The 20,591-nt window shown below is 72.9% G+C and carries 21 protein-coding genes and 2 pseudogenes; 11 read left to right on the forward strand and 12 right to left on the reverse strand.

Translation table 11 applies throughout. The annotated features are described in order from the left end of the window. Positions 1–16: 16 nt before the first annotated feature. On the reverse strand, positions 17–796 hold the full coding sequence (locus tag QQK22_RS15465; protein ID WP_284252790.1) for an amidase family protein: 780 nt from the start codon (positions 794–796) through the stop codon (positions 17–19). Then, positions 703–1,551: an amidase family protein gene (locus QQK22_RS15470; protein ID WP_284251843.1), complete on the reverse strand. Its 849-nt coding sequence runs from the start codon at positions 1,549–1,551 to the stop codon at positions 703–705. Before QQK22_RS15470 ends, QQK22_RS15465 begins: the two co-directional genes overlap by 94 nt. Positions 1,552–1,714: 163 nt before the next feature. Between QQK22_RS15470 and QQK22_RS15475 the strand changes: the two genes are divergently transcribed. Then, positions 1,715–3,100, forward strand: a complete 1,386-nt coding sequence (locus QQK22_RS15475; protein WP_284251844.1) for an aminotransferase class I/II-fold pyridoxal phosphate-dependent enzyme — start codon at positions 1,715–1,717, stop codon at positions 3,098–3,100. A gap of 528 nt (positions 3,101–3,628) precedes the next feature. On the opposite strand, the gene QQK22_RS15480 is transcribed toward QQK22_RS15475, so the two are convergent. The 4 genes from QQK22_RS15480 to QQK22_RS15495 all read right to left on the reverse strand — a co-directional run bounded on the left by QQK22_RS15480 (position 3,629) and on the right by QQK22_RS15495 (position 6,144). Next, positions 3,629–4,042 (reverse strand): hypothetical protein, encoded by a 414-nt coding sequence (locus QQK22_RS15480; RefSeq protein ID WP_284251845.1) that lies wholly within the window; start codon positions 4,040–4,042, stop codon positions 3,629–3,631. Between the two features lie 130 nt (positions 4,043–4,172). Next, positions 4,173–4,565 (reverse strand): hypothetical protein, encoded by a 393-nt coding sequence (locus tag QQK22_RS15485; RefSeq protein ID WP_284251846.1) that lies wholly within the window; start codon positions 4,563–4,565, stop codon positions 4,173–4,175. A gap of 159 nt (positions 4,566–4,724) precedes the next feature. Beyond that, entirely contained in the window at positions 4,725–5,198 is a 474-nt protein-coding gene (locus QQK22_RS15490) for a cupin domain-containing protein (RefSeq protein ID WP_284251847.1), read from the reverse strand. A gap of 43 nt (positions 5,199–5,241) precedes the next feature. Then, positions 5,242–6,144, reverse strand: coding sequence for a hypothetical protein (locus QQK22_RS15495; RefSeq protein ID WP_284251848.1), 903 nt, complete (start codon positions 6,142–6,144; stop codon positions 5,242–5,244). 121 nt (positions 6,145–6,265) lie between these two features. Between QQK22_RS15495 and QQK22_RS15500 the strand changes: the two genes are divergently transcribed. Beyond that, positions 6,266–6,805, forward strand: a complete 540-nt coding sequence (locus QQK22_RS15500) for a hypothetical protein (RefSeq protein WP_284251849.1) — start codon at positions 6,266–6,268, stop codon at positions 6,803–6,805. 610 nt (positions 6,806–7,415) lie between these two features. Here QQK22_RS15500 and QQK22_RS15505 read toward each other — a convergent pair. Further along, positions 7,416–8,258, reverse strand: coding sequence for an excalibur calcium-binding domain-containing protein (locus QQK22_RS15505; protein ID WP_284251850.1), 843 nt, complete (start codon positions 8,256–8,258; stop codon positions 7,416–7,418). 568 nt (positions 8,259–8,826) lie between these two features. On the opposite strand from QQK22_RS15505, the gene QQK22_RS15510 reads away from it, so the two are divergent. Further along, a complete protein-coding gene (locus tag QQK22_RS15510) occupies positions 8,827–10,188 on the forward strand; it encodes an MFS transporter (RefSeq protein WP_284251851.1) in 1,362 nt (453 codons plus the stop codon). 64 nt (positions 10,189–10,252) lie between these two features. Here the strand turns inward: QQK22_RS15510 and QQK22_RS15515 are convergent, their stop codons facing one another. Next, on the reverse strand, positions 10,253–11,269 hold the full coding sequence (locus QQK22_RS15515) for an ImmA/IrrE family metallo-endopeptidase (protein WP_284251852.1): 1,017 nt from the start codon (positions 11,267–11,269) through the stop codon (positions 10,253–10,255). A gap of 85 nt (positions 11,270–11,354) precedes the next feature. Here QQK22_RS15515 and QQK22_RS15520 point away from each other — a divergent pair, with 85 nt between their 5' ends. From QQK22_RS15520 to QQK22_RS15545, 6 genes are all read left to right on the forward strand, one after another. Further along, positions 11,355–11,588, forward strand: coding sequence for a FitA-like ribbon-helix-helix domain-containing protein (locus QQK22_RS15520; RefSeq protein WP_284251853.1), 234 nt, complete (start codon positions 11,355–11,357; stop codon positions 11,586–11,588). Between the two features lie 56 nt (positions 11,589–11,644). After that, a complete protein-coding gene (locus tag QQK22_RS15525) occupies positions 11,645–12,028 on the forward strand; it encodes a type II toxin-antitoxin system VapC family toxin (RefSeq protein ID WP_284251854.1) in 384 nt (127 codons plus the stop codon). Between the two features lie 424 nt (positions 12,029–12,452). Then, on the forward strand, positions 12,453–12,734 hold the full coding sequence (locus tag QQK22_RS15530) for a helix-turn-helix domain-containing protein (RefSeq protein WP_284251855.1): 282 nt from the start codon (positions 12,453–12,455) through the stop codon (positions 12,732–12,734). Between the two features lie 22 nt (positions 12,735–12,756). After that, on the forward strand, positions 12,757–13,404 hold the full coding sequence (locus tag QQK22_RS15535) for a PIN domain-containing protein (protein WP_284251856.1): 648 nt from the start codon (positions 12,757–12,759) through the stop codon (positions 13,402–13,404). After that, complete coding sequence (locus QQK22_RS15540; RefSeq protein ID WP_284251857.1) at positions 13,401–14,168, forward strand: N-formylglutamate amidohydrolase; 768 nt, start codon at positions 13,401–13,403, stop codon at positions 14,166–14,168. The genes QQK22_RS15535 and QQK22_RS15540 overlap by 4 nt, the downstream gene beginning before the upstream one ends. 398 nt (positions 14,169–14,566) lie before the next feature. Further along, the gene (locus QQK22_RS15545) at positions 14,567–15,511 is read left to right on the forward strand and encodes an HNH endonuclease (RefSeq protein WP_284251859.1); all 945 of its coding nucleotides are present in this window, start codon (positions 14,567–14,569) and stop codon (positions 15,509–15,511) included. Positions 15,512–15,558: 47 nt separating this feature from the next. Here the strand turns inward: QQK22_RS15545 and QQK22_RS15550 are convergent, their stop codons facing one another. Together QQK22_RS15550 and QQK22_RS19415 are read right to left on the reverse strand one after the other, a co-directional pair. Beyond that, the gene (locus QQK22_RS15550; RefSeq protein WP_284251860.1) at positions 15,559–15,732 is read right to left on the reverse strand and encodes a hypothetical protein; all 174 of its coding nucleotides are present in this window, start codon (positions 15,730–15,732) and stop codon (positions 15,559–15,561) included. A 59-nt stretch (positions 15,733–15,791) separates the two neighbouring features. After that, a pseudogene (locus tag QQK22_RS19415) lies at positions 15,792–15,989 on the reverse strand (helix-turn-helix domain-containing protein); the annotation flags it as partial. A gap of 130 nt (positions 15,990–16,119) precedes the next feature. On the opposite strand from QQK22_RS19415, the gene QQK22_RS15555 reads away from it, so the two are divergent. Together QQK22_RS15555 and QQK22_RS15560 are read left to right on the forward strand one after the other, a co-directional pair. After that, a complete protein-coding gene (locus tag QQK22_RS15555) occupies positions 16,120–17,586 on the forward strand; it encodes an ADP-ribosylglycohydrolase family protein (RefSeq protein WP_284251861.1) in 1,467 nt (488 codons plus the stop codon). Next, positions 17,579–18,922, forward strand: a complete 1,344-nt coding sequence (locus QQK22_RS15560; protein ID WP_284251862.1) for an ADP-ribosylglycohydrolase family protein — start codon at positions 17,579–17,581, stop codon at positions 18,920–18,922. The genes QQK22_RS15555 and QQK22_RS15560 overlap by 8 nt, the downstream gene beginning before the upstream one ends. A 19-nt stretch (positions 18,923–18,941) precedes the next feature. Here the strand turns inward: QQK22_RS15560 and QQK22_RS15565 are convergent, their stop codons facing one another. Further along, a complete protein-coding gene (locus tag QQK22_RS15565) occupies positions 18,942–19,934 on the reverse strand; it encodes an SIR2 family protein (protein ID WP_284251863.1) in 993 nt (330 codons plus the stop codon). Between the two features lie 393 nt (positions 19,935–20,327). After that, a pseudogene (locus tag QQK22_RS15570) lies at positions 20,328–20,576 on the reverse strand (integrase core domain-containing protein); the annotation flags it as partial. Positions 20,577–20,591: the final 15 nt, after the last annotated feature.

Raw genomic sequence — 20,591 nt, forward strand, 5'->3', positions numbered from 1 at the left:
TCACTTTCGTCGGGCGTCACGAGGTGGCGGGGCTGCGGGGGTGGGGCGGGGCGGAGCCGGTGGCGGCGGGTCGGCGGAGATCGGGTGGGTCGGGCATCGCGGCGAGGCGTTCGACGTCGCGGCCGAGCTGCAGCACGACGTCGTCCGCGTGCTGCCGGCCGATGATCTGCGCGCCGAGCGGCAGACCGTCGTCGTCGAGCCCGGCGGGGACGGACAGGGCCGGTGCGCCGATGACGCTGCCGACGGTGGTGAAGGCGAGGGTCTGCTCGTAGCGCGGGCACGCGCGGCCGGTCGGCCCGCCGCGGTCGAGGAGCTCGGCGCGGACCTCGCCGATCCGGGGGACGCGCGTAGCCGTGGTCGGGGTGAGCAGCACGTCGACGCGGTCGAAGTAGTCCGCGGTGATCTCGCGGGCCAGCGCCTCGAACCGGTTGACCTCGCGGACGTAGGTGACGGCGTCGATCTCGGCCGCGCGGGCGAGGTGGCGCTGCACGTGCGCGGGCAGCAGCTCGGGGCGCGGCGGGGGGTCGAGCGCGAGCCAGGTCGGGATGATCGTGCTGGGGTAGATGTCCATGACCGCCGCCGTCGCGGCGCTGGGGTGGACCGCGACCACCTCGTGCCCGGCCGCGCGCAGGCGCTCCGCGAGCTCGATCACGACGGCGGAGCACGCCTCCTCGACCGCGATCGCCGGGTCGAACGCCTCGGTCAGGAGGCCGATGCGGAGCTGCGAGGTGGGGCGCGCGAGGGCGTCGGTGAGGGGGTCGCTGCGCTCGCGGGGGTGATGGGTCGCGGGTTCCAGCCGTGCGGGTCGCGCCGGGTCAGGTGGTCGTGCACGAGCGCGGCGTCGGCCACGGTGCGCGTGATGGCACCGGCGCTCGCGCCGCCGGCCCAGCCCTGCGTGCGGGAGGGGACGAGGCCGCGGGTCGGCTTGAGACCCACGACGCCGCAGAAGGCGGCCGGGACGCGGATGGAACCTCCGCCGTCGCTCGCGATCGCGACGGGCACGAGGCCGGCGGCGACTGACGCCGCGCTGCCGCCGCTCGAGCCGCCGGGGGAGCGGGTGGGGTCCCACGGGTTGCGGGTGACGCCGAAGCGATCGCTCTCGCACGACGTCGTCATCCCCAGCTCGGGGGCGGCGGCGCGGCCGACCTGCACCAGGCCGGCCGCGAGGGCGGCGGCGACCGGGAGGTCGGTGGTGGTGGCGGGGGTGTCGTCGAAGGCGAGCGAGGCGCGCGCGTGCGGCTGGCCGGCGACGGCGAAGAGGTCCTTCACCGTCGTCGGGACGCCGGCGAGGGGGCCGAGGGCCGCGACCTCCCCCGCGTCCCCCGCGGCGACGGCGGCGTCGATTCGGGCGGCGCGCGCGACAGCGGCGTCGTCGTCGCGGTGGACGATCGAGCGGATGGCGGTGTCGGGGGTGCCGTCGGGCCCGATGGTGTCGAGGCGGTCGATCCGCTCGAGGGTGCGCTCGATGACGGACACGGCGCTCACCTGGCCGGTCCGCACGCCCTCGGCCACCTGGGCGACCGAGTTATGTAGCGGATGATTGTCGGGCACCCCGTGAATCTACGCGCCGTGCCGGTGGTGGTCCACGATCGCGCACCGGGGTCCGCATGGTGGGACGAGCATCGTTTTCGGTGGTTTCGGGTGGTCCGCTCCTCGGGACGGGCCGGTCGGACCGTTGCCGCGCGCCGCCGTCGCCGGTTATGTTCGCCAGGTTATGGCGATCGCGACGGCTCCCGACGAGGCCACCACACCCCTCCCCTCCCCGTCTCAGGTGCTGGCCGACCTGCGCGGGCTGACGCCGCGCGAGATCCTCGCCGCGCTCGCCGCCCGTATCGCTGACGGCACCCTGCCGCCCGGGTCGCGGCTGCCGACGATCCGCGATGTCGCGGCGATGTCCGGCACCAGCACCTCCTCGATCGCCGCGGTCTGGGCGCGGCTGTCGGAGCGGGGCGTGATCAGCACGCGCCGCCGCGGCGGGACGGTCGTGGTCGGGGCGCTCGGCTGGCCGCGCGCGGGGTCGCCGCGGGCGTTCACCGGCTGGGGCGCCGTCGACATGTCGAGCGCTCACCCCGCGCCCGAGGACCTGCCGGACCTGCGGCAGGCGTTCCGGCGCAGCCTCGACGAGCCGCGGACGAACGCGCTGGCGCGCGAGCACATCACGGACCAGCTGCGCGCCGTCGTCGCGCCGGCGTGGCCGTTCGAGGCGCAGGAGTGGACGACGGTCTCGGGCTCCGGCGAGGCGACGCTCGTGACGTGCGAGGCGGCGACACCGGCCGGCGGGACCGTGGCGGTGCAGGAACCCGCGACCCCCGGGACTGTGGGGAACCTGCGCTCGCTCGGGCTCGAGGTGGTGGCGGTGGCCTCGGACGAGGCCGGTCCGCTGCCCGCCTCGCTCGAGGCGGCGCTCGCGGCCGGCGCGAGCACGTTCCTGTACCAGCCGGACGGGACGCTGACGGTGGACAGCCGGCTCACGCGCTCGCGCGCCGAGGAGCTGGTGGAGGTGCTGCAGCGGGTGGCGCCGGACGCGTGGGTGATCGAGGAGGACGTGCTCGCGACGCGCCGCGGCCCCGCGCCGGTCAGCCTGGGGCGGGCGCTGCCCGACCGCGTGGTGCGGCTCGCCTCGTACTGCCGCGCGTTCGGGCTCGACCTGCGCACGACCGTGATCGGCGGGGCGCGGGCGCTGCTCGAGCCGATCCGGCAGCTGCGCAGCCACGGGATGCAGGCGCAGAGCCGGATCCTGCAGAACGCGCTCGCGCACATGCTGAGCGACCCGGCCGCGTGCCTGTTCGCCGAGAGCGCCGCGCGCCAGCACGCGGCGGCGGCGGACGGTCTGGTGGAGCGCCTGGCGCGGCTGGGTGTGCGCGCCCGGTCCTCGCCGGGGTCTCTGCTGGTGTGGGTGCCCGTGCGCGACGAGGCGCAGGCGCTCGCGGAGCTGGCGACGCACGGGGTGACGCTCGCGCCGTCGGCCCGGACGTTCGTGACGGCGCCGTCCTCGCCGGTGCTGCGGGTGGGGACGCCGCAGCTGCCCGCGGGCGAGCCGCTGGACGAGCTGGCGCAGCTGCTGGCGAGCGCCGCGACGACCCGCGTCTCCGACGCCTGACGCGCGCCGCGCGGCGTGGCTGCCCGGGGACTTCGCGAGGCCTTTCTGGGGCCCGGCGAGAGACTTTCGGGAACTCGCGAGAGACTTCCGGGTACTCGCGAGAGACGTCCGGGGGACCGCGAGGGGTCTGTGGGGCGCCGCGAGGGGTTTCTGGAGGACCGCGAGGGGTTTCCGGGGGACCGCGAGGGCTCTGTGGGGTGCTGCGAGGGCTTTGTGAGAGCCGGCGAGAGACTTCGGGGCGTTCGCGAGGGCTTTCTAGGAGCTGGCGAGAGACTTTCGGGAGCGACGCGAGGCGCCGTCATCTCCGACGCGCCAGTGGGTCAGGGTCGAGTGGTGTCAGCGCACCGGGTGGTTCGCGGATGGCTGCGCCGCACGCGGATAAGCCATCGACTGCTGCATCAGGCGCGGATAGTGGCGCTTATCCGCGCCTGATGCAGCGGTCGCCGGTCGCTGGTCGCCGGCTGCAGGCCGCCGCTCGTCGGTTCGTCAGCGTCGCCCCGCAGCGGCGGTAGCGCGCGGCGGTGCGTCTCAGCGCTGGCGAGCCTGACCCGCCAGCATCTGCAGGTACGCAGCGCGCTGCATCACGTCGGTGCGCTGGTTCGGGTCGAAGATCGGCACCTGGCTGACGTGCCGGCGCCCCTGCCCCTCGACCGTGATCATCACGAACCCACGCGTCTGCGTCTCCTTGACCAGCAGGAACAGCAGTCCAAGCAGGAAGAACAACGCGCCGAGAACGGCGAGCACCACTGCCCACGTCGGTGTCCGCTGAGTCGTGCTGCTCTGGTCGATCGCGTAGACGCTGACCTCGCGGAGCTGGAAGGTGCCCGACGGCGTCACCAGCTCGGTCGACGTCGCGTGCAGATCTCCGACCGACAGCAGGAAGGGGCTGTGGCCGGGACCGGTGGGTGTGCCGTACGCGGGCTGCTGGGGGTAGTCCGTCATCCGCGCACCGTAGCGGCTCGCGGAGCCCTGCGGGGGCGGTTGTGGACAACTCGCCCCGAGCGGGCCGGAGGCGGCCGGACAGGACGCCGGTCACCGTCGATGACGAGCTGCCCGCCCGGTCGCGACGCGTTCAGCCCCGGCGGGCGCGCTCCACCCTCGACTGGAGGTCGGCGACACGCCGCAGGGCGTCGGAGCGCAACGCCCGTCCACGGCTCGGAAGCCGCGTGAGATGCCGACGCTCGCCGTCGATCAGCGTGACCTCGACGACGCGGTCGGCGCGCCGTCGTCCGACCAGGGCGAAGACGACCGCCGCCAGGAACACCAGGGGACCCCCGTGGGCGCCGGCCGCCTGCGCCCAGACCGGGAATCTCGGCGAGGACCAGGTGCGGTCGAGCACGTCGACGAACACGTCGCGGAGCGCGAACGTGCCCGACGGCGTCTCGATCGACTCGCTCGTCACCCGCAGGTCGCCGAGCACCCAGGGCGAGGCGGCGTCGTCGGCGCGAGCACCCTCGTACGTCATGCTGCGCACCGTAGCCGCCGGGCGCTGGCCATGGGGGCGGTCGGAGCCCTCGTCGACGCCGCCAATCCTCTCGGGGAGGGTCAGCAGTCCTCTCGGGGAGGGTCAGCAACCTTCTCGGAGAGGGTCAGCGAAGCTCTCGCGAAGGGTGGGCCGGCGAGGTCAGGCGGACTCCTCGCCCTTCGTGTCGACCTCCTCGACCCAGGTCGGCGGCTCGTCACGGCCCGCCTCCTCGTCGGCGTCGGCGTCGTCCGCCGTCGCCTGCACGATCCCCTGCGCATGGTGCGTGGGCGCGTACACCGTGTAGAGCCGCAGCGGCTCGTCGCCGGTGTTCTCGACGTCGTGCCACGTGCCCGCCGGCACCTGGATGCTCCAGCCGTCCCCGACCTCCTGCTGGAACGACAGGTCGTCCTTGTCCGGCCCCATCTTCACGACGCCGCGGCCGGCGTCGATCCGCAGGAACTGATCGGTCCCGTGGTGCACCTCGAGGCCGATCGCGTTGCCCGGCTCGATCGACATCAGCACCACCTGCAGGTGCTTGCCGGTCCAGGCGACGCGACGGTAGTCGGCGTTCTCCGTCGTCGCGGTCTCGATGTCGAAGGCGTTCGGCTGCGGTCCGTTGTCCGTGATGTCCATGCCTCCATCGTTCACCCGCGAGCGCCGCGCGGCCAGGTTTGTGTCACGGCGAGGTGAGCTCGATCAGCGGCACGCCCTGGTTGTCGTGGTCCTGCAGGCTCACGGCCCAGGTGCCGTCGTAGCCCTCCATCACCCGCGAGAACCGGTCGACGTCGTCGGCCGTCGCCCGGGCGCTCACCCGCAGCCGGACGCCGTCGTCCGCCCCGCCGTCGAGCGTCATCGTGAGCGAGCGGTCGTGACCGAGCTCCTCGACGAGCGCGGCGAGCTCGCGCGCCACCGCCTCGTCCTCCGGCGTCAGCGGGGTCGCGGCCGTCAGGCGCTGCCGCTGGCCCATGGTGCCCGTGCCCGAGCCGAACGAGTCGGTCTCCCACCACATCCGCGCCACCCCCGGCGGGGTGCGTTCGGCTCGCGGGATCGCCAGGTCGACGAAGCTGGTCGGCGTCACGAGGACCGGGCTGCACCGCACCGTCGCCAGCAGATCGCCGTCGGCCGCCGCCTCCTCGTCCTCGCCGACGGTCAGGTTGCAGTCGGTCGCGAGGGCCATCTCGACGGCAGCCGGCCAGTGCTCGGTGGCGTAGTCGCCGTCGACCACGATGCGCGTGCGGTCCGCGGTGATCTCGTAGCGGGCGCCGTCGACGTCCTCGAGCCCGGCCTCGTCCGCCTGCGCCGCCACCTCGATCAGGATCCCGGAGACGTCGGCGGGGAGCGCATCCCCCTGGCCATCCACGTCGAGGGCGACGACGAGCGTCCGGTCGGTCACCTCGACCCGGTCGACCTCGACGTCGTCGAGCTCGGCGAACGACTCGCGCAGGTCCTCGGGGGTGGCGGGCTCCGACGTGCAGGCGGCGAGGGTCGCGGTGAGGGCGAGCGCGCCCGGTGCGAGGGCGGCGACGGCGCGGGTCCGGGTGCGCGGGCGACGGCGGGATCGGGCGGACGGCGGGGTCATGGAGCTCCTCCTTCGCGCGGACGTCATCCGTTCGACCGTAGACGGGCGTGCGCCGACGGCGGCGGACCAGGCGCGGGGACCCCTCCCCATCGCGGCGACTGCCGGGCGCGCCTAGGTTCGGGTGAGCACCGCCGCCGACCCCGCCCAGGAGACCACCGTGACGCCGTCGTCCCGCACCCCCACGATCGCCGGCGCGATCCTGCTCGTGCTCGGCCTCCTCACGCTGGTGGGCGCCGCGGGTCTCGTGCTCGGCGCCGGGTTCCGCCTCGCGCCGGCCAGCGCGTTCGACGCCGAGATGACCGTCGAGCTCGAGGCCGGCGAGCACGCGGTCTACGTCACGCCGTCGGACCGCTGGAGCGACGTCGAGTGCACCGGCGCGCTCGACGGCGAGGCGCTGCAGCTCCGCCCCGACATGACGCTGCAGGACGTCGCGCTGCCCCGGCGGTGGGACGCACGCGGCAGCTTCTCGCTCGACGCGCCGGCGACCCTCACCCTCACGTGCGCCGGCCCGGTCGGCGGCGGCGAGTTCACCGTGGGCCCGGCGGTGTCGCTCCCCGCGCTGCTGGGGGCGGCGTTCCTGGGCGTGGTCGGTCTCGCGGCGGTGGTGGGTGGTGTGGTGGGGCTGGTCGTCGGGGCCCGACGGCGGCGCTCGGCCTCGTAGGTCGGCCGCGGGTCGTGCCCGGGGCGGCGGGGGCGGCGGGGTCCGGCGGTGCGTCGTCGCGTCGACTGTCACGTCCTGCCCGGATAGCGGGTCCTATCCGGGCATGGCGTGACAGTCAGGGGTGTATCCGGGCAGAACGTGACAGTCGGGAGGGGTATCCGGGCGGAACGTGACAGTCGCGGTCGCGCGTGGCTCCTCGGTCCTGGGCGCGGGACATCAAGTGTTGCGCCCGGCACGGGTGGCCCATCGACTGTGACCGCGTGCACGGATACGCGCCGCTAACCGTGCACACCGTCACAGTCGTTCGGGTAGTCGCGGGGCGGAGGGTGACGGTCGGGGGAGTTCGGGCGGAGTGTGCACGCGGGCGGGGTGCGGCAGTGGGCGGATGCATCCCAGCCGAGCGAGTCGGACCGCGGTCGCGGTCGCGGTCGAGCCTGCGTCCGACGCCGACGCCGACGCCGACGCCGACGCCGACGCCGACGCCGACGCCAACCTCGTCCTCGTCGCCGACCTCGTCGCCGTCGCCGACCTCGACCTCGTCGCCGACGCGACGCCCGGGCCGAGGATCAGCTCCTCGGCCCGGGCGCCGACGTCGGACCCGCGTGCGCGGCTACTCGCAGCCGACACCGTCGCCGTCGCGGTCCAGGTGGCTGCCGTAGCCGGGCTCGCCGCGGAGCACGGGGGCCGCACCGGCGGCGCGGGCCTCGCTGCAGTTGCGGTAGGAGACGTTCGACTGCGCGGGCGCCTGGGTAGCGGCCGGCGCGGGCGCGGCGGCCTGGCGCTGCGTCGGCACGGCGGCCTCGCGCGTCGTCACCGACTCCTCCCGCGCACCGACCTCGCTCTCGCGCGTCCCGACGGCGGCCTCCCGCGCCTCCGCGTCGCTCTCGCGCGTGGCGACGGCGGCCTCACGGGTCGCGAGGTCGACCTCCCGGGCGTCCAGCTCCTCCGTGCGCGTCGCCTGCGCCAGCTCGAGCTCGGTCGTGGCCTGGGCGGCCGCAGCGTTGTCGGACGCCTCCTGCTCGAGCTCGGTCACCCGCGTCTGGGAGGACTCGAGGTCGGTCGTGGCGGTGAGGAGGAGCGCACCCTGCTCGTCGCGCTCGGACGTGACGGTGGCGAGATCCGCCTCCGCCTGGTCGAGATCGCTCTGCGAGGGGCCGCCGGCGCTGCCCATGACGAGGCCGAGGAGCAGCGCCAGGACGCCGACGCCCGCGGTGATCGCCTGGCGGCGAACCTTCTGCGACCGCGAGGAGGACGACGGCGCAACCGACGCTCCGCCGTCGGGCTCCGTCGCGGCCGACGCCGAGGGGAGGGGCGACGTCGGATCCCCGACGAGACCCGCGGCGACGCTCGCCGGGGACGCGGTGTGGCTGGTCCACCCGGCGCCGTCCCAGTAGCGGTGGGAGCCGGAACCGTCGGGGTACCACCCGGGTGCTGCGGAGTTCTGCTGAGACATGCGTGAGCCACTTCTGGAGGACGGGGAGCGGTCGCGTCGTCGCGACCGGCGGCGGTGAGCCTCGCACACAGTAGGCGACATGTGGGTCGCGTGGGGGCCGTCCTTGGATCGTGCTCAGATTGTTATCGAACAATGATCGGCGGTCGTCCTGACGAGGCGGAGAAGCGCACGCCTCATGACATGTGACGTCCTCGACCTCCGTCGGGGCCGATGACGAACCATCGAGTGCTGCGCCCGGCACGAATAGCCCATCGACTGTGACCGTCCGCACGGATAGGCGCTGTTATCCGTGCACACGGTCACAGTCGATCTGGAGGTCGCGGGGATCGGTCCGCAGAGGTGGGCCGGCACGGACGAGCGGTCCTCGAGGAGGTGCAGGAGACTGTCGCGGCCGGGCGGGCTGACCGATGGCCCGCGACTGCTGCGCAGCACGCGGATAGCGGATCGACTGCTGCACCAGACGCGGATATCGGTCGGTATCCGCGTCCCGTGCAGCAGTCGATCGACGTCGCCGATCCCCCCGCAAACCTCCCCGACCCCCGCGGCGCCCCGTTCCTAGACTGCGGTCGTGACCCCGCCCGCGCCGCCCACCCCGACCCCGGACCACGCCCACCTCCAGCGCCGCGTCGTCACCCTGCTCTCGGTCGCGCAGGTCCTCAGCGGCGTCGCGGCGGGGTCGATCGTGTCGGTGGGCTCGCTGATCGCCGTCGACCTCACCGGCAACGACGCGTGGGCCGGGTCCGTCACCACGACCACGACGCTCGGCGCCGCCCTCGCCTCGCTCCTGCTCGCCCAGGTGGCGGCCGCGAGGGGCCGCCGCCCGGCGCTCGCGGGCGGGCTCGCCGTCGCCGCCCTCGGTGCGGTGGGCATCATCGGCGCGGCGCTGCTGGGGTCGGTCGCGCTGCTGCTCGCGGGCGCGGCGCTCATGGGCTGCGGCCAGGCGGTCAACCTGCAGGCGCGCTTCGCCGCCACCGACCTCGCGGCGCCGCGGACGCGGTCGCGCGACCTGTCGCTCGTGGTGTGGATGAGCACGGTCGGGGCGGTCGCGGGGCCGAACCTCATCGCCGTCGCCGAGTCCGTCGCGCGCACGACCGGTCTTCCCGTGCTCGCCGCGGCCTTCGCGCCGCCCGTGCTGGGGCTGCTGGCGGGGATGGTGGTGCTCGCCGTCGGGCTCCGGCCGGACCCGCTCCTGGTGTCCCGCACCCCCGTGCCCGACGGCGCAGCCTCACCCTCGCACGTCGGCGCACCTCGCGAGGGCGCGGCAGATGAGGGTGGCGGCGCTCCGCCGTCGGGCGACATGCGCGCCGCGGGACCAGCGGCGCCCCGCCCACCCCGCGCGAGCCTGGCGGCGGGCCTGCGGGCGCTGCGGACGCACCCGTCGGCGCGCGCGGCGCTGGTGGCCATCCTCGGTGCGCACGCGGTGATGGTGGCGGTGATGGCGATGACGCCGGTGCACCTGCAGCACCACGGGGCGACGCTGCAGGTCGTGGGCCTGACGGTCAGCCTGCACATCGCGGGGATGTACGCGCTGGCCCCGGTGATGGGGCTGCTCGCGGACCGGCTCGGCGCGCGCCACGTGGTGGTGGGCGGGCTCGGGGTGCTGGTGCTCGCCGTCGGGGTCGCGGGGGTCAGCGGGAGCAGCGCGGGGCTGACGACGGCGGGGCTCGTGCTGCTCGGACTCGGCTGGTCGGCGGTGACGGTCGCGGGTGCGGCGATGATCGCGGCGTCGGTGACCGGGCCGGAGCGCGTGAACGTGCAGGGTCTGAGCGACGCGCTGATGTCGTTGGCCGGGGCCGGCGGCGGGGCGCTCTCGGGGGTGGGGCTCGCGTGGGTCGGGTACGGCGGGCTGAACCTCGCGGCGGGTGTCGTCGCGGTGGGGGTCGGGGTGGTGGTCGTGAGTGGGGTGCGGCGGGGGGCTGCGGAGGTGTGAGTCGCCGGGGTCGGCGGCCGGGACACCGTGAACACGTGCGGCCCGCGCCGTCCCGTGTGCCGGCTCAGCCGCTCCGCACGAGCGCGTCCGTGACGCCGTCGAGCACGAGCTCGACCGCGAGTGCCGCCGCGACCGCGCTCTCGCGGCCCAGGGGTGGGGCACCGTCGTCGCTCCGGATCGGGAGCGCCGCCTCGGGGTCGATGAACCCCATGACGGTCTCGGCAACGAAGTCGGCCTCGGCCTCGCGCTGCGCGTGCTCGAGCCCCTCGCGTTCGAGCCACAGACCCTGGCCCGTGCGCTCGAGCGCGGGGTCGGGGCCGAGGTGGCCGCAGTAGAGGTGGCCGAGCTCGTGGACGAGGGTGGCGAGCTGCTCGGTCGGCGGGAGCCGGGAGTTCAGGGAGACGTCGAAGGAGACCGGCACCTGCTCGACCACGGGTGGGCGCCGGCCGGTCGTGACCTCCTGCACGGCACCGCTCGACGTCGCCATCACGTGGCCGCCGCGCACGACGCCGAGGCCGTGTTGCACGACGCGCACCCCGCGCGCCTTCACCGCCTCGACGAGCGTGGCGACCACCTGGGGAGCATCGGCGAACGCGGGCCGGGCGAACGGCTGCTCGGCCTCGTAGCGGTGCGTGCCCGGCTCCGGCCCGGGTTCGACCTGGGATGCGTCGAACACGAAGCCGAGCGGGCCGCCCTGGTGCAGCAGGAGCAGCGGCTGCTCGTGCGGGAGCGGCACCATGCCGTACCGCGTGCGCCACGTCTCGGGCGACTCGACGTGCGTGGCGCTCGGGCGCTGGCTGACGATGAGGAGCCCGTTGTAGATCGCGAAACGAGGCCAGAACTGCCAGGCGGAGCGCATCACGTCCGGGACCGACGGCTCCTTGGCGAACTCCCGCGCCTGGACCGCGAGCTGGAGCAGTCGCTGCCGCTTGCTCTCGAGCCTCGTGCGGTCGTGCCGCTCCCGGGAGGGGCCGCCGGCGCTCGCGGCCGGGACGCCGAGGGAGGCGAGCAGGTCGTCCTGGATGGCGGCGCCCCAGGCCGCGCGGCCGTCACGTGCCGGGGCGGCTGGGGGTGCGGTCATGCTCGGAGGGTAGGGACGGGGTACGACATCGGAGTGGCCTCGTGAGTGCATGCAGAATGCATGCGCGGGGTCGTAGGCTCGAGTCATGCCCGTGTCGATCACTATCCGCGACGTCCCCGACGACGTGCGCGACGCCCTCGCTTCACGCGCGGCGGGTAGCGGGAGGTCGCTGCAGGAGTACCTCAAGGGTCAGCTGGCCGACCTCGCGTACCGCCCGGTGGCGGCCGAGGTCGTCGTGGAGCTCCGGCGTCGCGCGGCCCACCTGCCGCCGCTCGAGGGCGACGACCTGCTCGCCGACATCGACGCCGACCGGCGGTGATGAGCCGCGGGGACGAAGGCGTCCGGGGAGCCCCTCGGGCGAGGCCGCCGCTCGTCGTGGACGCCTCCGCGCTGCTGACGCTCGCGCTCGACCCGGGGCCGCGAGCTGACGCCATCGGTGCCCTCGTCGGAAGCCGGGAGCTGCACGCCCCCGCCCTCCTTCCGTTCGAGGTGGCGAACGTCCTTCGCCGCCGACGGCTGGCCGGTCACCTCACACGTTCGGACGCGGCCGACACCGAGACGACCCTCGCTCGGCTGCCCGTCGAGCTGTGGCCGCACGAGGTCGTCGCCGGACGCGTGCGCGAGCTCGGCGACGTCCTGACCGCGTACGACGCGAGCTACGTCGCGCTCGCGGAGCGGCTCGGAGCGGATCTGCTGACGTGCGACCGGAGGATCGCGGGGGCGCCGGGGGTGGGGTGCGGAGTCGTCGTCCCTGACTGACGCCGCGGACCCGCGGACCCGGCCTCATCTTTGAACCCCGGCCTTGGAACGAAGAGGCGCGGCCACGGACCGAAGCGTCATGGAGAACTAGCGCATCGTGGGCGAGCGGCCGACGGCGGAGCTCGTGTTCCTGGACGCCGGCGGTCGCGCGGGGCGGTGCGTCGCGATGACCACGAAGGAGCGGGCCTCAGGCCGAGCAACTGAGTTGCACTTGTAACTGTTACAGGTTTACGGTTGTTACTCGACCCAGGAGGCTTCGATGGCACCCGTTCTGACCGAGGCTCGGTCGACCGTCCTCACCACTGCGCTCCAGCGCGAGCAGGCCCGCGACTTGGCAGACGCCCTGACGGGTGCCGAAGGTGACGTCCGCGTCTCTGCGGTCCGCTCCGACCGTGAGGTCGTCGTCCCGGACGAGGTCTTCTCCGTGATCCAGCAGGTGCTCCACGCCATGGCCGAGGGGCGCACGCTGACGGTCGGCACCATGCCGGAGGCGCTGACGACGACGGTTGCCGCCGAGCACCTGGGTATCTCGCGACCCACGCTGATGAAGCTCGTCCGAGACGGCGAGATTGACTCGTTCAAGGTCGGAACCCACACGCGCATCCGATTCGCGGAGATCAAGCGGTACCGGGCGGCGAGGCTCGAGCGTCAGCGAAAGGCGTTCGACGAGCTGCGTGCGCTCGAGGAGGCGGAAGGGCTCGACTGACCCGCGCCGATAGGGTCGCCCGATGGTGACGAAGGTGCTGGTCGACGCGAACGTCCTGTTCTCGCGGACCCTGCGCGACTGGGTCATCCTGCTGGAGCTGGAGACCTCGGCCAGGATGTTCAAGGTCCACTGGACCGAGGACATCCTGGCCGAGGTCGTCTATCGCACCAGACGCAAGCATCCGACGATCCCGGGCGGTGTGGTCCGGAGTATGCGTGATTCGATCGCTGGATCTCTCGAGGGCGGGCGGGTGGAGGACTTCGACGTCGACAACTCCTTCGCGGGTGTGGATCGGGACGACGCGCACGTCCATGGCGCAGCCGTCGCGTGCGGCGCAAAGATCCTGCTGACGCACGACAAGGGGTTCTCCGAGAGGCACCCCGATCCCGATTCGCTGCCTTACGACGTCTATGACGCGGACGCCTACCTGCGACTCGTGCACGACTCCGATCCGGCCGCCGTCCGCGCCGTGACCGTGAGACAGGCGGCACACTGGATGAGCCGTTCTCGAGGGAAGGAATGCGATGGGGTCGATCTTCCGCAGCGTCTTCGTGACGCGGGTTGCCCGGATTTCGCCGAGATCGTCCGTCGGTTGCTCCAGGGGATCCAACCCCATGAGTTCTGGAGCTCGATGCCCTCCGGCGAGCAGTCCTCGAGCGTAACCGCATGATCCTCCACGTCCCCCACGCCTCGCGCGTCATCCCGGCCGACGCCCGGGCGTCCATCGTCCTGGGCGACGCGGCACTCGAGCGCGAGCTCGATCTCATGACCGACTCGTTTACCGACGTGCTCGCACAGCGCGCCGTCGAGGGTCTCGCGACCTCCGCCCAGGTGATCGCAGCGCCGGTCTCACGTCTCGCGGTCGACGTCGAGCGGTTCCCCGACGAGCGCGAGGTCATGAACGAGGTCGGCATGGGTGCCGTCTACACCCGCACGCACGACGGCGGAGTGCTGCGTCACGAGGCCGATCTCGCCCTGGTTGCCCGGTACGGCGACCCGCACGCCCGCCGGGTGCGCGACGCCGTCGCCCGCGATCTGGAGTCAGCCGGCGCGGCCGTGCTCATCGACGTGCACTCCTATCCCTCGCGTCGGCTTCCGTACGAGATCTTCCCGGAGGAGGCGCACCGACCCGAGATCTGCCTCGGGGTCGACGACGACCACACGCCGCCCGAGCTCGTCGACCTCGCCCGGGACGCCTTCGGCGACTTCGAGGTCGCGATCAACACCCCGTTCGCCGGGACCTACGTACCGCTGGACTACTACGGCACCGATCGCCGCGTCGCCTCGCTCATGATCGAGATCCGGCGCGACACGTACATGGACGAGGAGAGCGTCGAGCTGCACGACGACGCGGACCGGGTCGTGGCGGCGCTGCGTCGGCTCATCGGCGAGGGACATGGGTGGGGTGCCGCACGCGTCGGCGGTTCTCATTGAGGTGTTGCAGAGATCGACTGCCACAGATCAGCGGGACTCGAGCGTCAATGCAGGGCGTTCGACGAGCCACGTGCCCGGGAGTACACGGGGCGGGTGCCTAGCTCGTGGTCAAGCAGGTGACAATCTCGGGAACCCGGTTGCAGGTCGGTGGCCCCAGAAGGGGCATGACGCACGACGCGCTCGATGCCGGGTCCGTTCCTCTTGGAGTGCCGTCACGCTGTCGAAAAGCCCCCGTGCATCCACCGGTCGACTGTCCAGTCACTCGACCGATCGATCCGGAGGTGCGGTCTCCGGTGGCCGACCGCCAGCGACGCAGGTGGGCGCGTCGTTCAGGCGGTGTCCGGCAGCCTGGATATGATACCCAACATAGTTCATAGAAGAGCGAAGAGGTTTGACGGGTGGAAGTAATACTTGCAATTGGAGTCATCGCAGGCCTCTCGGTGGTCGCATATCGGGTCATACGGCACATTCGCAAGGAGCGCTACTTCGCGAGCGAAGAGTTTCTGGCCCATAAGCAGGCAATCGCGCGTTACGTCTGGGAGCACAACGAGATCGCGAGGTACGTCGCGGAGATCCGGTCACGAGGAACGTTTGCGATCGGCTCCTCGTCTTCGGGCGCTCAGGCGCACCTCGCCTCGTTTGATAACACCAGCTACCACAATTACCGGCGCGACAGGAACGTCGCTTCGTACGGGTCGCCCAATGTCCACAACTGCTCTCTACAGGTGGTTCGGAATGCAAGCGCCGACCCGATCAAGTACGTGATGAAATACTTCAATATACGAGCAGAAGAGGGTGTTCTCCTGCATGCTCAGGTGCTCGGTGAGAGCATCTCTCGTCTCGAGTCTGCTCTCCACAACCTCCGGGTTCGCGAGGAGGGGGTCGCGCGAGCGATGAATCCGCCCGGGTTCATACTTAAGCACTACCTCAGCGAGTTCATGCATCACGTCGGCGTCGAGCTCTCGCCAATCTCTGTCCCATACCCCACCTTTACCTTCGAGTATGTCAGTGCCGGCGGCAACAGTTCGCAGCGCACATCTCTGACCCTGGACACCCCCGTTATCGATGCGCTAGTTGAGACCTTGTCTCAGAAGATCCGGTATCGGAAGAGCGCGGCCGGGCAGCGGAGTCTTATGACCGCGCGGCTCCGCGAGTACATCAAGGCGCGAGACGGATATGCCTGCCGTTATTGTCGCGTCTCGGTCCAGCAGGAGCCGCACCTCCTGCTCGAGGTTGATCACATTGTTCCGGTCTCACGGGGAGGTTTGTCGATCGTAGAGAATCTGCAGACCTTGTGCTGGCGCTGCAACCGCTCGAAGTCGAACAAGATCGTTTCGGCCTGAGATGCGGCAGAAGGTTCAACTCTGAGCCGCCTCCGTTGGACCGTGCCCTACAACCCGCGCGCCTGCTCCTGAGCCACCCCGGTCACGATCCGCAGCTGCACCTGCGACAGCGCCTCGAGCCGCACCGAGGTCGGCAGCGCGGCGAGCGCGGCGACGGCGTCGTCGACCGCCGACTCGACCGTGACGCGACCGCGAGCACGCCCCGCGCCGTCACCGTCCACCCGGCCCCCACGCGCCCCTGCCTCGTCACCCTCGACCAGCCCCCGAACAGCTCGTCCAGCGACAGCCCCAGCGCCCGGGCGATCGGCCCCTGGTGCCTGCTGGACGGCATGCGGTAGCCCGTCTCGATCTGCGCGATGTACGGGTAGGACAACCCGGTCACCTCCGCCAGCGCCTTGCGGCTGAGGCCGAGATCCTCCCGCCGTCGGGCGATGAGTCGACCGACGGCGAGGTCCCCCGTCTTGGGTGAGCTGCTCATGAGTGGTCCTCCTCCCGACCGGAGTCTATGCACTCAGCGAAGCCGGCCCCTTGCGCACAGCAGCAACCACCCCCTACGGTGAGCATCAGCCAACCTATGCGTAGCGCATAGCGTGCCGACGGGAGAAAGAATGCCCCACCACCTCACCCACGCCCAGACCGACCGCGCATGCGGAGTCCTCATCGCCTCGGCCGCGGGCGACGCGCTCGGCGCCGGCTACGAGTTCGCCGCCGTGCGCCCCGACCTCGTGCCGGACATGATCGGCGGTGGCCTCGGCGACTTCGCACCCGGGGAGTGGACGGACGACACCGCGCAGGCCGTCGCCGTCGCCCAGGCCGCCGCGACCGGCGGCGACCTGCGCGACCCCGCGATGCTCGACGCGATCGCCGCCGGCTTCGCCCGCTGGTACGCCGGGCGCCCGCCCGACGTCGGCAACCAGACCCGCGCGGTCCTCAGCCGCGCGGGGCACGCACCGTCGGCCGCCCGCATGACGGAGGCGGCGCGCGACGTGCACGAGCGCGCCGGCCGCAGCGCCGGCAACGGCTCGCTCATGCGCACCGGCCCCGTCGCTCTCGCCCACCTCGACGACCCCGCCGCCCTCGTCGAGGCCGCCATGACCATCAGCGCGCTGACCCACCACCAGGACCACGCCCAGGAGGCGTGCGCGCTGTGGTCGCTCATGGTGCGCCACGCCGTCCTGACCGGCGCGATGCCGGCGTTCGACGACGTCGCCCCCTGGATGCCGAACCGCGACGTCTGGCGCGACCGGCTGCGGGAGGCGCAGGAGCGGCCGCCGTCGGCGTTCACCACCAACGGCTGGGCGGTCGGCGCGCTGCAGGCCGCGTGGTCGGCGATCACGCACACGCCCGTCGACGAGGCCGACCCCTCCCGCCACCTCACCAACGCGCTCACCACCGCGATCCGCATCGGCCACGACACCGACACGGTCGCCGCGATCGCCGGATCGCTGCTCGGGGCGCGGTGGGGCATGACGGCCGTGCCCGCGCGCTGGCGCCGCATCCTGCACGGGTGGCCGGGGATCGACGCGCGCGAGCTCGAGCGGCTCGCCGTCCTGGCCGTCACCGGCGGCCGCGGGGTGAAGTACGGCTGGCCCGCCGTCGACCACATCGACTACCGCGCGCTCCAGCACGGCCGTCCCGCGCTCGCTCGTCACCCGTTCGACGACGGCGTGTGGCTCGCCGGCGCCACGGCGCTCGACGCGCTCCCCAGCGGGGTCGACGCCGTCGTCTCCCTCTGCCTGACCGGTCGCACCCAGGTGCCCGACGGCGTCGAGCACGTGACCTTCCGGCTCCAGGACGAGGCGGCGCCGGAGTCCAACCCGCACCTCGACGCCGTGCTGCGCGACGCGGCCGCGACCGTGGCGGCGCTGCGGCGCGAGGGCCGCACGGTGCTGGTGCACTGCGTCGCGGCGCACTCGCGCACGCCGACCGTCGCGATCGCGTACGCGATGCTCCTGGGCGTCCCGCTGGAGCGGGCAACGGAGGCGGTGTGCGCGGCGCTGCCGGCCGCGTCGCCCAACCCCGGGTTTCGCCGCGCGCTGGCGCGGCTCGAGGCCGGGAGGAGCGCCGATGCCTGAGCTCGACCTCGCGGCGCTCGACCCGGACTCGCTCATGATGTTCCACGACGAGGAGGGTGACGGCGTGGCGCTCGCCGTCTTCCTCCGCGATGGACAGTTCTGCCGGGCGCGCCGGACCTGGCACCCCCTGCCCCGCAGCAGCACGATCCTCGACGGAATCTCCCTGCGCTGCGTCCACCCCGATTTCGTCGCGCTCTACGACCAGCTGCAGGATCACGGGCAGATGCCGTCGGTCGCCCAGACGCAGGAGTTCGAGATCGACGTGAAACCCGGAGCGGCGCCGACGCAGGCTCCCATCGTGCGGCGCCGGCCGTTCGGCGCTGCCGGGCCGCCTGAGGCGGCGGTGCGCGGCATGCTGCTGGGTCTTGCGCTGGGCGACGGCGTCGCCGCGACGGGCGGAGCCGTCCCTCCGCACGGGGTGCTCCGGGCTGGTGCTGCGTCGCAGCTCGGGCTGGCGACGGCGGACGGGCTGCTGCGCACGGAGGTCTCGCGCGCGGCGATCGTCGCCGAGAACCCGACGATCGTGGCGATGCGCGAGGTGGTGCAGTCCTACCGGAGGTGGGCGGTGCGGCGGGGCGAGATGCCACCACACGTGTCGGACGAAACGGGGTGGACGGCCGGTCTCGAGCTGTTGCGCGAGCGACGCGGGTCATCGCCCACGACGGTGCGGGCGCTGCTGCGGCAGGAGCCGCTCGACTCGGACGGCTACCACGCGCTCCTGCGGTCGACACCGATCGCGGCGTGGAACCGCGAGCAGGGCTCCCTGGTGCGCGCCATGGTCGGGGTCACGCACTCGATCCCGAAGGTCGGCCAGTTCGCGCAGCTGTGGACGGTGCTGCTGCGACGGTCGCTCGCGGCGTCGTCGCTCGAGGAGGCGGCCACGGTCGCCACGAACGAGGTGGGCGCGCGGACCCGGGTGGCTCACCACCTGGGGATGGTCCGGGAGCGGGCGGGCGTCGCGCCGTGCGATCACGCGGTCTCGGAGAAGTTCGCGATGCGTCGCTCAGCGCTCTCGGCGCTGACCGGCGGTGCCTACGTCGCGTTCAGCTACCCGGACGCCGACACGATCGAGGAGGCGCTCGCCTTCGCCGCCCGCGCGACGCACGGGAACGCCGTCGCGGCGGTGGCGGGTGCGCTGCTGGGCGCGCTGCACGGCGTTCACGCGCTGCCGCCCGGCCCGGCGTTGCGGCTCGAGCTGGGGTGGGCGGCGGACACGCTGGCGCGCGACCTCGCAGCTGTCGGACGGGCGGGCGCGATGGGCGACCTGCAGAGGTTCCGACCGCTCGAGGCGGCGCGGCTGCGGCGCGCCTACACGGCGATCGGCGACCAGGGGTGAGCCTGCGCGCGCCAGCCGCCTACCCCTCCGCGGCCCCGAACCCCGCGAGCATCCGGGCGAGCGCGGCCCACGCCTCGTCGTCGTGCCCCCGTTTGAACGCCTCGGCGTACGCGCCCCGCAGCGTCGCGACGAGGTCGGAGTCGCCGACCTGGTAGCGCGCGTCGAGCAGGTGGCTGGCGTCGCGCGCGGCGTACATCGCGACGGCGTCGAGGAACAGCGCGAGGGCGCGGGCGGAGGCGGCGCGGCCGCCGATCGCGATGCCGGGCGCGGATCCGGCGACGACGACGTCGAGCTGGCTGCTCCACAGCCGCTCGAACGCGCGGTCCGGCTGGAGGGTGATGACGCTGCCGATGTCGGCGCCGTCGGTGTGGGCGCCGCCGTCGGTGGCGAGCTGGGTGCGCAGCGCGGCGACCTCGTGCGCGAACCGGATGAGGTTGTCGTCGGTGAGCGACGCGCCGACGACCATCACGTGCTTCGTCATCATCAGCGCCTGGATGACGGCGCCGACGGGCTTCCACCGCGCGTCGTAGTGCACGAACGCGTTGCGGGTCAGCACGATCGAGGAGGGGTGGTCGACGTCGCCGTGCATCTTCATCACCCACGGCCCCTCCGGGTCGGCGCGCTCCCAGGGGAGGACGGCGATCTCGCGGGTCTGGTCGACGCCGCCCGTCGCCTCGACCGCGCGCTCGTAGAGCTGGTCGTAGTTCGTGGTGACGGCGTTGGGGATGCGCATCCCGGCGAGCAGGACGTGCCCGAGCCCGGGTAGGAGGTCCTGGCCGACGACGGCGGTGACGCGCTCGCCGAGCGTGCGGCCGTCGCGAGGGGTGAGGTCGCGCAGCTCGCGCTCGAGGACCTCACCCTGGTCCAGGACCGGGAGGTTGCTCAGCTCCTCCCACGTGAGGTCGGAGCCGGCGTCCGCGAGCAGCCGCTCGAGCAGCCCGTTCCAGGAGGGGAGGCCGGCGCCCATGCTGAGCCCGGCGCCGAAGAACAGGGCGACCTCCTTGTTCGCCACGCGGGCGCCGAGCTCGCGCGCCTTCGCGAGGAGGCCGGGGCCTCGGTCTCGGCGGCTTCTGAACTTAAGGCGCACGCGTTGAGCGCAAGTGCCTGGCCGATAGTGAGAGCACAGCGCCGGTCGCGCGGTGGTCATGGGGAATGGCGGCCCGTCGTGATGCGGGCGAGGCGACACGGCGGTTCGGCGCGAGCGCGCCGCGCGCGATGAGCCGGGCGGCTCTACCGATGACGACACCAGTGGGCACTCTGTCCTCAGGGACGCGGACTCACCGGTGGGCACGTCGCCGGGGACGGAGTGGCCGACTGGATGGTCTGGACGGCGAGAGCGGAGGTCGCCAGCCTCGGCTCTATGCCACACGTAGGCGACGGTGAGCGCGTCCATCGACGCCCGGCACTAGGTGTTGAGGGTTTGGACGTTGGTGACGCCGTGGTGGAGCCGGCTGGCGGGCGGCTGGTCGCTGACGGCGGTGTGGGCTCGATGGTAGTTGTGGTGGATCTTCCAACCGGTCAGGGCGGTGGCTCGTTCGGCTTCTGAGTTCCAGTCGCGGGCGTAGAGGAACTCCTCGGCCAGGATGCGCTGGTAGCGCTCGACCTTGCCGTTGTGGCGTGGGGTGTAGGGCTTGATCCGCTGGTGCTTGGAGGCGGGGGTCTGCTGCAC

Origin of the sequence: Litorihabitans aurantiacus, assembly GCF_030161595.1 — a bacterium.
GTDB lineage: Bacteria > Actinomycetota > Actinomycetes > Actinomycetales > Beutenbergiaceae > Litorihabitans > Litorihabitans aurantiacus.